This window comes from Arthrobacter sp. MYb224, from assembly GCF_002975455.1.
Classification (GTDB): domain Bacteria; phylum Actinomycetota; class Actinomycetes; order Actinomycetales; family Micrococcaceae; genus Glutamicibacter.
In genome coordinates, this window is record NZ_PCPU01000001.1 from 55,523 (window position 1) to 69,262 (window position 13,740).

Sequence of the window (13,740 nt, forward strand, 5' to 3'; positions counted from 1 at the left end):
GAAGCACATGAACCTGTTGAAAAAGATCCCACTGCTTGGGTGGATCCTTGTTGCTATCGTCCTGGGTATTCTGCTTGGGCCGGTGATGCCGGTGTGGCTGGGCAGCGCTTTCCTCACCTACAACTCGATCTTCTCGGGATTCCTGAGCTTCATCGTGCCGCTGATCATCTTGGGCCTGGTGATGCCCGCGATCGCCGAGCTGGGCAAGGGTGCCGGTAAGTGGCTCGGCGTGACGGCGCTGATCGCTTACTCCTCCACCGTTCTGGCCGGCCTGCTCGCCTACTTCGTGGGCCGCTGGCTGTTCACCGCCTCGCTCAGCGGCGGCGGCGTGGAAACCCTCGGCGAGGACTCCGGGTCCGGGTTCGAGGCCTACATCTCGCTGGTGACATCCGCCGGCGACGGGGCCACCGAGATCGTTTTGGAACCAGTCATCGGTGTGATGAGCGCGTTGATCCTCGCGTTCGTGATCGGCATCGGCCTGACCGCATTCCGCAGCACCGTGCTCTTCCGCGGTGCCGTCGAATTCCGCACCATCATCGAGATGGTAATCCGCCGCATTATCGTCCCGGCACTGCCGCTGTTCATCTTCGGAATCTTCCTTGACCTCTCGGCCAGCGGCTCGGCCGTGACCGTGGTGACCAAGTTCCTGCTCGTGGCCGTGGTCTCCTTCGCGCTGACCCTTGTGGTGCTGCTGGTCCAGTACACGGTGGCCGGTTCGATGACCGGGCAGAACCCGCTGAAGGCGCTGTGGAATATGCGTGACGCATACTTCACCGCCCTGGGTACCTCCTCTTCGGCGGCCACCATTCCGGTGACCCTCGCCTCGGCGAAGAAGAACGGCGTCTCCGATTCGGTGGCAGGCTTTGTGGTGCCACTGGGTGCAACCATCCACCTCTCCGGCTCGATGGTCAAAATCACCTGCTTCTCCCTGGCCGTGCTGCTGCTCACCGGCGGCAATGTCTCCTTCGGCGCATTCCTGCCATTCATCCTGATGCTCGGTGTCATGATGATCGCCGCTCCTGGCGTTCCCGGCGGTGCCATCGCGGCTGCCGCTGGCCTGCTGGCGCAGATGCTCGGCTTCGGCGAGGTCGAGGTTGGCCTGATGTTCGCCGCCTACATCGCGCTGGACAGCTTCGGCACCGCCACCAACGTGACCGGCGACGGCGCCATCGCGTTGATCATGCACAAGCTCACCCGCGGCAAGCTCGGCGCGCAGGCACAGGATCCTGCCGATGAGCAGGTCGAGGTCATCGCGGGCAGCGGCAAAGAGTCGCACACCTTGGCCGAGTAGCTTTTCGCTGCACCAAAAAGCACCTGGGACCAACGCGTATGCGTTGGTCCCAGGTGCTTTAAGCGTTCAACGGTTGTGCTTGTCGCGGTGGGGCCGCAGAAGTTAAAGGAACGTCGCTACGGGCTGGGGATGAGGACATTGTCGTCAATCCTGATCCATCCTTCGGATTCCAGCGCCCGCGTGTCAGAGTCATCCCTGACGAGGGAAGCCGCCCTGTTGCTGGGTGGAGCCGACGCGGTCACTATCACGTCGGTTGCTCCCAGCGAACCACAGCCGGAAAACCAATGGGGATCTGCGTCTGGGGGAACAACGATGATGCATCCGATCGAGGAATCAGCTGACCTCGCAGCGAAATAGCGTACCTGTTCGTGGGTAGTCAGGAGCCTTGAACTTTCCCGGTCAATGGTGTCTCCCAAATCAATCGCTGCGGGAAGTGCATCCTCGGAAGCGAATTGTTCCTCCAGTGCCTGAAGTCCGCTATGCCCGGAGCACGCGGTGAGGGCCAGTACCCCACCGATGCCAATGACTGCTGCAGAAATCGTACGCATACGCATTCTCGAACCTTCCGGGTGGACGTTAACGAAAGGCTACCTCAGTAAAAGGATTCAGGTCCCGCGGCTAACATTCGTTGCTCAGCTTTCATACGCAGATTGGGCAAGCAGGGCGGTAGGTTTGGAGCATGACACCGATTCGCAGAGCCGTGTACGGAATTTCGGTAGGTACGCTCGCAGCATTTTTGACTGGATGCACAGTTGACAGCCTGATCTGGGGAAACGATGGGGCCGAGGTGATTCGAACGACCGAGCAGCTTGTGAGCGATTTGGCATCGGGCGAAACATCAGGCACTGTCTGCGAGGATTCCGTTGCGGATCTCGGTGCGCCCAGCGATTGGTCGGGGCTTTCCGCTGGCGAGCCGGAGGAGTTCTTCGCGGGGCATTGGGTTGATCAAGTGGCGCTCGACCCTCAGTGGAGCATCAATCTAGAGGGTCTTCCCGAAGGAGCAGTGCCCGGCACCGACTATCCGGGAGACGTCTTTTATCGCGAAACCGACGATGGGTTATGCGTGATCGACGTGTCTTGGTCGACGCTAATTTCCGTAAACTGAGCAGCTAGGCAGCTGCGCGGAAGCTCGTCTACCGTCCGGTGTCCCGGCCACTGAAGGTGGTTGGTCTCAAATGCCGCTTCGGCTGCCTGCTAGCGAAACGCCTTCAGGGGCCAGATCGGGCAGTCCACTGGTTGCCATAACTTGCCGGCGCTTGTTCGAAAAGCAGGTTAAATGCCGGTGGCCCGGTGCCTTGGCACAGCAATTGCTATGCCAAGGCACCGGGCCACCGCAGGGGTCTCAGCGGGGGACTAGATCCACATCGCCGGGTCGATATACTCCGCCGGATCCACCGCGGGCTTATGCTCGTCTGGCTTGCGCGGTCGGTTCTGCGCCGGAATTCCGGTGACGATCGAACCTGCCGGTGCGTCCTTGACCACCACCGCGTTCGCGCCAACGGCCGAGTCGGCGCCGATGGTGATCGGGCCCAGGATCTTGGCGCCGGCACCGATGACCACGCGGTCTTCGATGGTCGGGTGGCGTTTGGTCTTGGCCAGCGACCGGCCGCCTAGGGTCACTCCGTGATAAAGCATCACGTCGTCGCCGATCTCGGCGGTTTCGCCGATGACGATTCCCATGCCGTGGTCGATGAAGAAGCGCCGCCCAATCGTGGCACCGGGGTGGATCTCGATGCCGGTGATTGCACGGTTCGCCTGCGAGAGCAGCCTGGCCGGCCAGCGTAGCGAGGGGTTCTGCCACATCTTATGCGCCAGCCGGTGGATCCAGATGGCATGCAATCCTGAATACACGAAGAAGTTCTCGGTATCGCTGCGTGCTGCCGGGTCATGGGAGCGGGCGTTGGCGAGGTCTTCACGTAACCGGGAGAAAAAACTCATATAAACAACCTTAGTGCGTGCTGCATGCTGAGGTGCCGCTGAATTGGGCACATGACAAATCGGCGCAAACCGCACCGCGGACCTATTAAGATCCAACGACGGGTCACGCCGATTTATTCGCGAAGAAAGAAACTATTTCTTAGCCGCGGATGTCATCGAAGAGCAGGGTGGAGATGTAGCGCTCGCCAAAGTCGGGGATCACGGTGACGATCTGCTTGCCGGCGTTCTCTTCGCGGGCCGCGATCTGCAGGGCGCCCCAGACGGCGGCACCGGCGGAAATGCCGCCGAGGATGCCTTCCTTAACGCCCAGGTCACGTGCCACCGAGACCGAATCCTCGATCGAGGCGTCGAGCACCTCGTCATACAGGTCGGTGTCGAGCACCTCGGGGATGAAGTTCGCGCCCAGACCCTGGATCTTGTGCGGGCCTGGCTTGCCGCCGTTGAGGATTGGTGAATCCTTTGGCTCGACCGCAACGATCTTGAGGTTGGGGTTCTTTTCCTTCAGGTAGCGGCCCGCACCAGTGATGGTGCCACCGGTACCGATGCCGGCCACGAGCACATCGATCTTGCCATCGGTATCTGCCCAGATCTCCGGGCCGGTGGTGTCCGCGTGCACCTGTGGGTTCGCGGTGTTCGCGAACTGCTGGGCCCAGATGGCGTTCTCCGAGGTGGCCACGATTTCCTTGGCCTTTTCTACCGCACCGCGCATGCCGTCGGCACCCGGGGTCAGCACGATCTCGGCACCGTAGGCGCGCAGCATCACGCGACGCTCGGTGGACATGGTCTCCGGCATGGTCAGGATGACCTTGTAGCCGCGGGCCGCGCCAACCATGGCCAGTGCGATGCCGGTGTTGCCGCTGGTGCCTTCAACGATGGTGCCGCCTGGCTTCAAGTCGCCAGACTTTTCGGCGGCATCGACGATGGCTACGCCGATGCGGTCCTTGACCGAGTTGGCTGGATTGTAGAACTCCAGCTTCACCGCGACGCTGCCTGGCAGCCCTTCACCTAAGCGGTTGAGCTTCACCAGGGGGGTGTTTCCGATGATCTCGGTGACATTGTTGTAGATCTTGCCCATGTATACGCAATCCTTACGTGACTCGATGCAGGCCGCTGATGCCCGGCGAGGGTGGTTGGAGAACGCCGTGAATACGGCGTTTCGTCCTTAAAGTTTCACTGCTAACCCTAATCGGCTCGCTCGCCGCTTAGCTCTCGTTAAGCCATTGGGCGTAATATTTCCTGACTTTTGCGAGCTTCGGGTCAATAATGACTCGGCAATACCCGACTTCTTGGTTCTCCGAGTAGTAATCTTGGTGCACTTGCTCGGCTGGGTAGAAATCTTTCGACTCCTCGATAGTCGTCACGATCGGGTCCGGGTAGAGTGCCGCGTACTTTTGCATGCTCGCCTCGAAGACCTCGCGCTGGCTTTCATCCAACGGGAACATCGCCGAACGATACTGCGTGCCCACGTCATAGCCTTGGCGGTTGAGCGTCGTCGGGTCGTGCACGGTGAAGAACATGTCCAGGATGACTTCGGCGGGAACCACCTGTGCATCAAAGATGACCGCAACCACCTCGGCGTGGCCGGAGGTGCCGGAACACACCTGCCGGTAATCCGGATTGCTGGTATGTCCGCCCTGGTACCCGGAGAGCACCGCGTGCACGCCACGGGTGCGCTGGTACACGGCGTCGAGGCACCAAAAGCAGCCTCCGGCAAGGACAAAGGTCGTCAGTTCGGTGTCCGCCACGGTCATTCGGGCGGAGAAACGATGGGGCGTGTCTAATCTGAGAATACTCACAGAGTCCATAACGTCGCGGCGTTGCATTATGTTCCTGAGCGGGCTGCACCGCGTAGGGTGGAAGCATGCAGAGCAAGGCTAATACCCCGCAGGATCCGGAGCAGAAGAACCCTGCTTCCCCGTCCGCCAACCTATCTTCCGTGAGCGATGAAGCGGCAGAGAACGTCGAGGCCGACGCGAGAACCGGTGCCACGACCCTGGGCGAAGTGCTTGAGGCCGCGGAAGAGCTGTGGCCGCAGTCGCTGGCCGAAGATTGGGATGCCGTAGGCCTGGTCACCGGCCGCACCACCGCCAAGGTGAAGAAGATCGTCCTGGCGGTGGACCCGACCTTGGAAGTCATCAACGATGCGATTGCACGCGACGCCGATCTGCTGATCACCCACCACCCGCTGTTATTGCGCGGAGTGACCCAGGTGGCGGGCACCAGCTTCAAGGGCGAGGCAATTCACCGGCTGATCGAAACAGGCACCGCCTTGTTGACCGCCCACACCAACGCCGACAATGCGATCGGTGGCGTGAATGACGCCCTCGCCGACGCCTTCGGCCTCACAGACTGCGTGCCGCTGGTCGAAACCAAGGACGGCCTGCCCGAAGAGGGGCTGGGACGAGTTGGCTACCTCGACAAGCCAATGAAGCTCGTGGACTTCGCCGAACGCGTGTATACCGTGCTGCCAGCGGTAGCCGGTGGCGTCCGCGTCGCCGGGGAGCGTCTGGGCATCGTCCGCAAGGTCGCCCTGTGCGGCGGGGCCGGAGATTCCCTCTTCGACGCGGTGCGCGCGCACAAGGCCGATGTCTACGTCACCGCGGATTTGCGCCACCACCCGGCCAGCGAAGCCCGTGAATCTGCCGATGGGGGACACCCTTTCCTCATCGATGTGTCGCATTTTGCCTCCGAATGGGTCTGGCTTTCGGCCGGGGCCCGGGCGCTGCAGAACGTCTTGCAGGATCTGGGCCATGAGGTGGAGATCGAGGTGTCGCAGATAAACTCCGACCCTTGGGACTTCGTGCTCACCCCGTAGCGATGCTGCATCATCTCGAACTCTGGGTGGCCGACCTGCGTGCCAGCACCAGCTCATTGGGCTGGCTGTTGCTGCGCCTGGGATTCGACGTCGAGTCCACGTGGGCCAGCGGCGTCAGCTATCGACAGCAGGACTTCTACATCGTGCTCGAATCCGGGCCGGACGTGATCGATGCGCCGCATCAACGGTGCGCCCCGGGAATGAACCATCTCGCGTTCCATGCCGGAAGCCGCGCGCAGGTCGATGAGCTGACCGCCGAGGCGCTCGAGCACGGCTTCTCCCTGCTGTTCCCCGCGGAGCATCCGCACGCCGGGGGAGCCGAGCACTACGCCGCGTACCTGGCGGACGCCGCCGGTTTCGAGATCGAGCTGGTAGCCCAAAGGGATTAAACAGTTTTGGTCGGTAACCCCTGAAAGGTTACCGACCAAAACTATTTCCTGGCGGTCAATTGCCTAGGTTGCGAGCTCTTCGTGCAAGCTGGCTTTCCTACTTGCAGCTCAATGCATCGTAGGAAACTTCCTTGGCGACTTCAGCTGTACCGTGGGTTGCTTTCACGGTGACGCTGCCAGCCTCCAAAGGTGCTTTTCCTGCGTTGAGCGGAGCCGAAGCGGACTTGCCCGGTCCCACATTATTCATCTTCTTGTTTCCGAATTCGCTGGAAACCTGCAGGGTAATCGGCGAATCCTCATTGTTCGTCGCGTTGACGTTAAGCATCGTGTTCTTGCCGATGCATCGGCTCGAAACGCTCAGCTCCACATCGATCGCTTCCTCAACCACGGGAACCTCGACGCCAGCCTCGGTAACCCACTTGGTTCCGGAATCGTTTTTGGTCACGGTGAAGCTGTCATAGACCTCTCCGATGGCCAGATCGGTGGTGGACGATGCGGTCTTTTCAGCCAAATAAGACTTGTAGGTCAAAGTATCCTCGGCGACATCGATCACCTGATAGGTAGTGAAGTCCTCGCCGCGCTTCACCTGCGTGGCATTGTTCTGCGTCCAGACGTTGTCGTTCTCGTCGGCCAAATCGTAGTGCTTAGCGCCAGAGTTCGACACGATGTACACCGGACCATCGGTGACACCAGCGAAATCGGTGACGTTGTCATTGTTGTAGCCACGTGAGTAAACGTGGTCGTGACCCATCTGGACGAGATCGATGTTGTGCTTCTGGAAGACGGGAACCCATTCCTCTCGAAGCACCGGCTCATTGCGGCCCGCCGAAGCCGAATAGACCGGCTGGTGGAAGGTGACAACATTCCACTTGGATTTGCTGTTTTCCAGGATGTGATCCATCCACGCGGCTTGGAACTGCACCCAGAGGGTGGAGATTTTACTTGCCGGGCAGTCGTCCCCGGAGCAGGCGGGCAGGCTATCCGGAGTGAGGAAGCCCGCGTCGCGAGTAGCGTTTACGGTGATGAACCGCACGCCTTGATAATCGGTGAAGTACACGGTTTCTTCGGCGAAAGTGGTCCAGTGCTCAAAGAGTGCGCGGTACTGCGCGGCAGCGGCCGTATCGCCAATGGTGAGCTTGGCAAGCGCGCCAGCGGTTTCCACCGACGGGTTGTTCCGTGGGTATTCAAAGTTGGCTTTCCAGGCGGAGAGTTTGTTATCCCCGGAGTATTCGTGGTTGCCCGGTGCCGCCATCACGTTAGCTGTGGCGGCGGACTGCTCCATGCCCTTAAACCAGTTGTCCCATTCGTTCTCATTGCTGCCGGTGTTGATGAGATCACCGGCGTGAACCGATCCGACGGCGTCGGGGGCGGTCTCCTGGGCTTGAGCGACGACCTTTGGCCACGTGGTGTCGAGGCCGATCTGCGCATCACCGTAATAAATATATTGGAAATCGGTGACCGCGGTGTCTGCCGTGGTGAAGGAGTTCCATTCGCTGGTGTTGGAGCCGTTGGCCACACGGTAGGAGTAGCTCGTTCCAGGCTTGAGATCCTTGAGCTCGGCAGAGAAGTGCGGCAGCGGATTACCGTTAACCGGGTCGATGAATTCTGCAGCTGCGGTGAGCACGTCGTCGCCTGAGGTCTCGCGGAATTCGACAGTTCCGTTCGCGGCGCCGGCGCTGCCGGCCATCCAAGAAACGTACTGGGACCTATCCGGGGTCTCCGTTGGCGTCAGGATGACCCGCGAGATCGTGTCGATATCCTCGGTGACGTTGAGGCTCAGCTCGGGAACGTCCAGATAGATGTCGGAGCTGCCAGCGCGGTCATTATGCAGACTAATCGCGACCGTGTTGACCCCGTCAACAAGTACATCTGCTGGAACTTCGAAGCTGCTCGATACGGGATTACCGTTGCTGGCACCGGCGTATTCTTGATTGCTTTCGCCGGTGAGCCGGTCATCGAGGAATCCTGCCACCTTGGTGCCGTTGATCCACATGACCAAGGCGTCATCGTAAACTACCTCGCCGGTGACGGTCAGGAAATCATCCGCGCCGCCTTCAGGCAATTCGAACTGGGTTCGGAAGAAATATGCCGGGGTAGCGGTGCCGGTTTGTCCGCCGAGGTAATGGTTCAGCAGTGTCTTCGGAGTGTAGGGGCCGACGGCACCCAAAGAACCATGCTTTGCGCCAAAACTGCCCGTCGCGCTTTTCCAGGTGCTATCGTCGAAATCGGTTGCAGTCCAGACATCCAGATTCGGCTGTCCTGCGGCAGGATCGGTGCCATCGTCGAGATATTTCCATTGAGTGCTTTCGGCCGAAACTACCACCGAATATTCCGATTCCGCAGTTGAATCGATGGGTGCTGCTTGCGCTGGGACGAGTGTGCTTCCCAGCAGAGCTATCACTGCTGCGGCCACCGAGCCGCGGCGTAGCCACGGTGTGGCATTCATCATTGGAGACATGTCTACCTTCAGGCTGTGAGCGTGTGGTCCGGCAGAGAATTTCGCCGATGGACCCAGCTAACGCCAAGATAATGTCTCGAAAGAGAACAGCAGGTGAACCTGTGATTCCTAGAATCGAGGCAGGGTGTCGAAACCTCCCCCTGCCAACGATGGTGCTATGCGCGTGGCGATCACCAACTGTGGTCCAAATGCAGCACCAGAGGAGGGCGACCTGTCGCCAGGACGTGTTCTGCGAATGCGGATTTCCAGCGTCTCTGCTTCGAATCCTCGGCAGCCGTTCAGCAGAGGCAATGATTCGGCGGGACATATCGCCCATCCGTGCCCCTAGCGGCGATGGCGATCAAACGGAACGGCTATTTTGCGGTGGTGAACTGGTGATCCGCGGAAAGCAGGATGTTCAGCGCGAGGCCCTTTTTGTCTTCGACCAGGCTCGCTTCCCATTTGGTCTTGGCCAGGGCGAGCAGTTCCTCCGGGTTCTGCGGGGCAACGGGCTGCTCCACCAAGAAGCGCGCGACCTCGCCACGGGTGTGCTTGGCGAAATGCGAAACCACCTTCGGGACGCCATTGCGCAGCTGGAACACATTCACCGCAACGCAATTGCCATTGCTCGGTTTGTACGCGGCGGCGTAGGTGCTGGAGCGTGCATCCACGATCAGCTGCCCGGCGGCGACCTCGTCGAGCACCGGCGTGAGCCGCTTCTTCCACCAGCTGGCCAGCTTGCCCAGCGGTTCGAGCTTCGCCGACATGGACAACCGGTAGGGCGGAATCCGGTCCGCAAAGCGCACGGCACCCCAGAGGGCGGAAACCACAATGATCGATTCGTCGGCGCGCCGCTGCGCGGGCTCATCCAGCGAAGCATAATTCAGGGCTTCGAAGAGCACTCCGGAGTAGATGTCGTGCGCCCGGGCGGAAGGTTCGGTATGCAGATTAATATTGCGGGCTACCTCTTTGGCCAGCGACGCTCCCACGCCAAGAACTTCCATGGCATCTTCGCGAGCCGATACTTCCGCGAGAGCCGACAGGACCTGACCGCGTTCGGCGACGAGCTCCGGGAAGGAGAGGTCTTCGATTTCAAACACAGCGCCTTCGGCGTGGGCGGTCTTGCCTTCGGAAGGCGGCAACAAAATAAGCACGCCTTCCAGCTTATCGGAGATCAACCTCCGTTTCTTTCAGGGGCGCCGGCATCTGGCGAATCCGGGGCATGTGCCAAACGGGAACCGCTGGCTACGCTGGGAGCACAAACCTGCAAGCAGTCACCACAGTGAGGAAAGAGCATGCCCGAATCACCGGAAACCGCAATGCCCGCCAACGCCGAGCGGGACTATGACTTGATCGTGCTCGGGGCCGGACCGGCCGGCGAGAACGTCGCCGACTACGCAACCAAACGCGGATTGCGTGTGGCCATCGTCGAATCCGAACTGGTCGGCGGAGAATGCTCCTACTGGGCGTGCATGCCGTCCAAGGCCCTTTTGCGCAGCGGACACGCGCTGCGTGCGGCACGCCGGCTGCCCGGTGCCCGCGAGGCGATCACCGGCGGCCTCGATGTCGAAGCGGTCCTCGCCCGGCGCGATTCATTCACCAGCAATTGGAGCGACGCAGGTCAGGTCGACTGGCTGGCCTCGGCGGGGATCGAGCTGATCCGCGGCCATGGTTCTCTGGCCGCCCCCGGCCTCGTGCAGGTCGGGGACAGGCAGTACTCGGCTTGTGCCGTCGCCCTGGCCACCGGATCCGTCCCGGTGCTGCCCGCTATACCCGGGTTGGCCGAAGCTAATCCGTGGGGCACCCGGGAAGCGACGGCAACGGCGCAGGTGCCGCCGCGTTTGATCATCATCGGCGGAGGCGTGGCGGGCACCGAGCTTGCCTTCGCCTTCTCCAGCCTCGGCTCCGAGGTCACGATGCTCTCCCGCGGGGCCTTATTGAGCCGCGAAGAGCCTTTCGCCGGTGAGCTGGTCTCGGCGGCCCTGAGCGGCGAAGGCGTGCAGGTGCGCTTTGGCGACACGCCGGTGCGCGTGGCGCGAGACGGGCAAGGAATCGTGAGCGTCCACTTGGAGGACGGCACCCAGCTTCGGGCCGAGGAGCTGCTGGTATCAACCGGCAGGCGGCCGAACACGAAAGGCCTCGGTCTGGAAGCGCTGGGCCTGGACCCGCACGGTGCGTTGAGTGTCGATGACACGATGCGCGTGGCCGGCACCGATTGGCTGTACGCCGTGGGCGACGTCAATTCGCGTTCGCTGCTGACCCATCAAGGGAAATATCAGGGGCGGGCCGCGGCGGAGGCGATCGCCGCGCGGCTGGAGGGCGCACCGGTTTCGGGCGAACCCTGGGCGAAGCATGCCGCGACGGCCGATCATGCGGCGGTGCCGCGCGTGGTTTTCAGCGACCCGGAGGTTGCGGCCGTCGGGCTGACCGAACACGAGGCGCGCGGCAAGGGGCTGGATATCCGGGTGGTCGAGCTGGATCTGGGCGCCGTGGCGGGAGCCAGCCTGCACGCGGACGCTACCGCGGGGCGGGCGAAGCTGGTCGTCGAGCAGACGCGCCAGGTGGTCATCGGTGCGACCTTTGTCGGGCAGGATGTCTCCGAGCTGCTGCATGCGGCAACGATCGCGATCGTCGGTGAGGTGAGCATGAACCGGTTATGGCATGCGGTCCCGGCCTACCCGACCGTGAGCGAAATCTGGCTGCGGCTGCTGGAGGGGTACCACTATCCGGCCATCACTGTGGCCAGCGGCTCATAGCCGATGTCGGCGCGCGCAAATTCGCGGGGCTAGAATGGTTAACGAATGGGATGACTAGGCGATCGCGTGCCGTGCAAACGGGCCGAGGAACGTCCGGGCTCCACAGAACAGGGTGGTGGGTAACGCCCACTCGGGGCAACCCGCAGGCTAGTGCCACAGAAAATAGACCGCCAGGCTACCTGGTAAGGGTGAAACGGTGGTGTAAGAGACCACCAGCGTCCCGGGTGACCGGGACGGCTTGGTAAACCCCACTCGGAGCAAGGTCAGACAGACTGCGTTATGAGGGCTGTTCGCCCCATGCAGTCGGGTGGACCGCTAGAGGCTGTCGGCAACGGCAGTCGTAGATAGATGATCGTCACCGCGCAAGCGGACAGAACCCGGCGTATCGGTCATCCCATTCACCATCCGCTCACCTCGGGTGAGATGATTCACAGGCGTCCAGCCCCGCAACCGGGGCGCACCGTCTAGAATGGATACGTACTTGCGGGGATGATCCTGTTACCCCGCGCCACCGCAAAAGCAATGGTGCTTCTCACGGTGCCAACCGACTTTATGGATCTGTAAGTCGGCTGAATTGGAAGGATTTTCTGTGACCCAGCAGTCTGTCGTTGCCCAGGAAGAATGGAGCGGGCGCGAAGAGCTCGCCGAGGCCATGATTCCGCTGATCGGACGTCTTTACCGCAAGAACAATGTGGTGACCTCCATCTACGGGCGCAAGTTGATCAACCAGTCCGCAATTGACATCATCAAGGCCCACCGCGTCGTGCGCCGGATCGATGGCAAGGAACTGGCCTTGACGACCACCATGCCCCTCCTTGAAACAATTGAGACCTTGAACCTCGGTTCGGTTTCCGTTGACTTGGGGCGCCTGAACAAGAAGTTCATCGAATCTGGTTCGCAGGACCTGAACGCATTCTTGACCGCAGAACTCGGCGACAAGGTCGGCCAGGCCGGCGCTTCGGACGTTGAGCCACAGGACGTAGTCCTCTACGGCTTCGGGCGCATCGGCCGCCTGCTTGCCCGCATTCTCATCGAGCGCGGCGGCTACGGCCTGCGCCTGCGGGCCATCGTGGTGCGCAAGGGCTCGGATGATGACATCATCAAGCGCGCTTCGCTGCTGCGCCGCGACTCGGTGCACGGCCGTTTCGACGGTTCGATCACCGTTGACGAAGCCAGTAGCACCATCCAGGCCAACGGAACGCTGATCAAGGTCATCTACTCGAACGACCCAACCACCGTTGACTACACCGAGTACGGCATCAACAATGCCATCGTGGTGGACAACACCGGTCGTTGGCGCGACGAGGCTGGCCTGTCCCAGCACCTGCAGGCCAAGGGCGTCGCCCGGGTCCTGCTCACCGCACCGGGCAAGGGCGATTTGAAGAACATCGTGCACGGCATCAACGATTCCTGGATTACCGCCGAGGACAAGATCGTCACCGCCGCCTCGTGCACCACCAACGCCATCACCCCGGTGCTGAAGGCCCTGAACGACAAGTTCGGCGTTATCCACGGGCACGTCGAAACCGTTCACTCGTTCACCAACGACCAGAACCTGATCGACAACTTCCACAAGGGCGAGCGCCGCGGCCGTTCGGCGGCCCTGAACATGGTCATCACCGAGACCGGAGCCGCCAAGGCAGTGGCCAAGGCCCTCCCGGAGCTGGAAGGCAAGCTGACCGGCAACGCCATCCGCGTACCGACCCCGGATGTTTCCATGGCGATCCTGAATCTGAACCTGGAGAACGGGACCACCAAGGAGGAGCTGAACGCTTACCTGCGTGAAGCTTCGCTGACCTCCAGCCTGCACCGCCAGATCGACTACATCGATTCCCCTGAGGTCGTTTCCTCGGACTTCGTCGGCTCACGCCGCGCGGGTATCGTTGATGGTTTGGCCACCATCGTTTCGGATAAGAACGCCATCGTTTACGTGTGGTACGACAACGAATTCGGCTACTCCTGCCAGGTTGTCCGCGTGATTGAATCAATCGCAGGCACCCACCCGGTAGCAGTTCCAGCAGTGCAGGCACAGGCAGCTAACGCCTAAGTCGCCAGCGCGCAGCTGCGAAGCCCCGATCCTTCGGTAAGGATCGGGGCTTCGCCCTTTAATGCGG

The 13,740-nt window shown here is 61.4% G+C and carries 12 protein-coding genes and 1 other RNA gene; 7 read left to right on the top strand and 6 right to left on the bottom strand.

Annotated elements, in window-relative coordinates:
- Positions 1-7 precede the first annotated feature (7 nt).
- On the top strand, positions 8-1,291 hold the full coding sequence (locus tag CQ017_RS00300) for a dicarboxylate/amino acid:cation symporter (RefSeq protein WP_096286954.1): 1,284 nt from the start codon (positions 8-10) through the stop codon (positions 1,289-1,291).
- Between the two features lie 116 nt (positions 1,292-1,407).
- On the opposite strand, the gene CQ017_RS00305 is transcribed toward CQ017_RS00300, so the two are convergent.
- A complete protein-coding gene (locus tag CQ017_RS00305; RefSeq protein ID WP_146112391.1) occupies positions 1,408-1,839 on the bottom strand; it encodes a hypothetical protein in 432 nt (143 codons plus the stop codon).
- Positions 1,840-1,970: 131 nt separating this feature from the next.
- Between CQ017_RS00305 and CQ017_RS00310 the strand changes: the two genes are divergently transcribed.
- Complete coding sequence (locus CQ017_RS00310; RefSeq protein ID WP_105552054.1) at positions 1,971-2,396, top strand: hypothetical protein; 426 nt, start codon at positions 1,971-1,973, stop codon at positions 2,394-2,396.
- Positions 2,397-2,644: 248 nt separating this feature from the next.
- Here the strand turns inward: CQ017_RS00310 and epsC are convergent, their stop codons facing one another.
- From epsC to msrA, 3 genes are all read right to left on the bottom strand, one after another.
- A complete protein-coding gene (gene epsC / locus CQ017_RS00315) occupies positions 2,645-3,229 on the bottom strand; it encodes a serine O-acetyltransferase EpsC (protein WP_096288809.1) in 585 nt (194 codons plus the stop codon).
- Between the two features lie 139 nt (positions 3,230-3,368).
- A complete protein-coding gene (gene cysK, locus CQ017_RS00320; protein ID WP_096288807.1) occupies positions 3,369-4,304 on the bottom strand; it encodes a cysteine synthase A in 936 nt (311 codons plus the stop codon).
- Positions 4,305-4,431: 127 nt separating this feature from the next.
- Positions 4,432-4,959: a peptide-methionine (S)-S-oxide reductase MsrA gene (gene msrA, locus CQ017_RS00325; protein ID WP_096288819.1), complete on the bottom strand. Its 528-nt coding sequence runs from the start codon at positions 4,957-4,959 to the stop codon at positions 4,432-4,434.
- A gap of 131 nt (positions 4,960-5,090) precedes the next feature.
- Here msrA and CQ017_RS00330 point away from each other — a divergent pair, with 131 nt between their 5' ends.
- Positions 5,091-6,044 (top strand): Nif3-like dinuclear metal center hexameric protein, encoded by a 954-nt coding sequence (locus CQ017_RS00330; RefSeq protein ID WP_105552055.1) that lies wholly within the window; start codon positions 5,091-5,093, stop codon positions 6,042-6,044.
- Positions 6,020-6,433 carry a VOC family protein gene (locus CQ017_RS00335; RefSeq protein WP_255248531.1) on the top strand — a complete coding sequence of 138 codons (414 nt, stop codon included), beginning with the start codon at positions 6,020-6,022 and terminating at the stop codon, positions 6,431-6,433. Before CQ017_RS00330 ends, CQ017_RS00335 begins: the two co-directional genes overlap by 25 nt.
- 97 nt (positions 6,434-6,530) lie before the next feature.
- Here the strand turns inward: CQ017_RS00335 and CQ017_RS00340 are convergent, their stop codons facing one another.
- Positions 6,531-8,891 carry a metallophosphoesterase family protein gene (locus CQ017_RS00340; RefSeq protein WP_258133431.1) on the bottom strand — a complete coding sequence of 787 codons (2,361 nt, stop codon included), beginning with the start codon at positions 8,889-8,891 and terminating at the stop codon, positions 6,531-6,533.
- 353 nt (positions 8,892-9,244) lie between these two features.
- A complete protein-coding gene (locus CQ017_RS00345) occupies positions 9,245-10,024 on the bottom strand; it encodes a YaaA family protein (protein ID WP_105552474.1) in 780 nt (259 codons plus the stop codon).
- Positions 10,025-10,165: 141 nt separating this feature from the next.
- On the opposite strand from CQ017_RS00345, the gene CQ017_RS00350 reads away from it, so the two are divergent.
- From CQ017_RS00350 to CQ017_RS00360, 3 genes are all read left to right on the top strand, one after another.
- Positions 10,166-11,626 (top strand): NAD(P)/FAD-dependent oxidoreductase, encoded by a 1,461-nt coding sequence (locus CQ017_RS00350; RefSeq protein ID WP_258133432.1) that lies wholly within the window; start codon positions 10,166-10,168, stop codon positions 11,624-11,626.
- Between the two features lie 46 nt (positions 11,627-11,672).
- Positions 11,673-12,027, top strand: an RNA gene (gene rnpB / locus CQ017_RS00355) — RNase P RNA component class A.
- A 188-nt stretch (positions 12,028-12,215) separates the two neighbouring features.
- Positions 12,216-13,673, top strand: a complete 1,458-nt coding sequence (locus CQ017_RS00360) for a glyceraldehyde-3-phosphate dehydrogenase (RefSeq protein WP_105552056.1) — start codon at positions 12,216-12,218, stop codon at positions 13,671-13,673.
- Positions 13,674-13,740 lie beyond the last annotated feature (67 nt).

Excerpts from the sequence above, each read along its gene's own strand:
- CQ017_RS00300 (WP_096286954.1), top strand. The coding sequence starts at position 8 with ATGAACCTGTTGAAAAAGATCCCACTGCTTGGGTGGATCCTTGTTGCT.
- CQ017_RS00305 (WP_146112391.1), bottom strand. The coding sequence starts at position 1,839 with ATGCGTACGATTTCTGCAGCAGTCATTGGCATCGGTGGGGTACTGGCC.
- CQ017_RS00310 (WP_105552054.1), top strand. The coding sequence starts at position 1,971 with ATGACACCGATTCGCAGAGCCGTGTACGGAATTTCGGTAGGTACGCTC.
- epsC (WP_096288809.1), bottom strand. The coding sequence starts at position 3,229 with ATGAGTTTTTTCTCCCGGTTACGTGAAGACCTCGCCAACGCCCGCTCC.
- cysK (WP_096288807.1), bottom strand. The coding sequence starts at position 4,304 with ATGGGCAAGATCTACAACAATGTCACCGAGATCATCGGAAACACCCCC.
- CQ017_RS00330 (WP_105552055.1), top strand. The coding sequence starts at position 5,091 with ATGCAGAGCAAGGCTAATACCCCGCAGGATCCGGAGCAGAAGAACCCT.
- CQ017_RS00340 (WP_258133431.1), bottom strand. The coding sequence starts at position 8,891 with ATGTCTCCAATGATGAATGCCACACCGTGGCTACGCCGCGGCTCGGTG.
- CQ017_RS00350 (WP_258133432.1), top strand. The coding sequence starts at position 10,166 with ATGCCCGAATCACCGGAAACCGCAATGCCCGCCAACGCCGAGCGGGAC.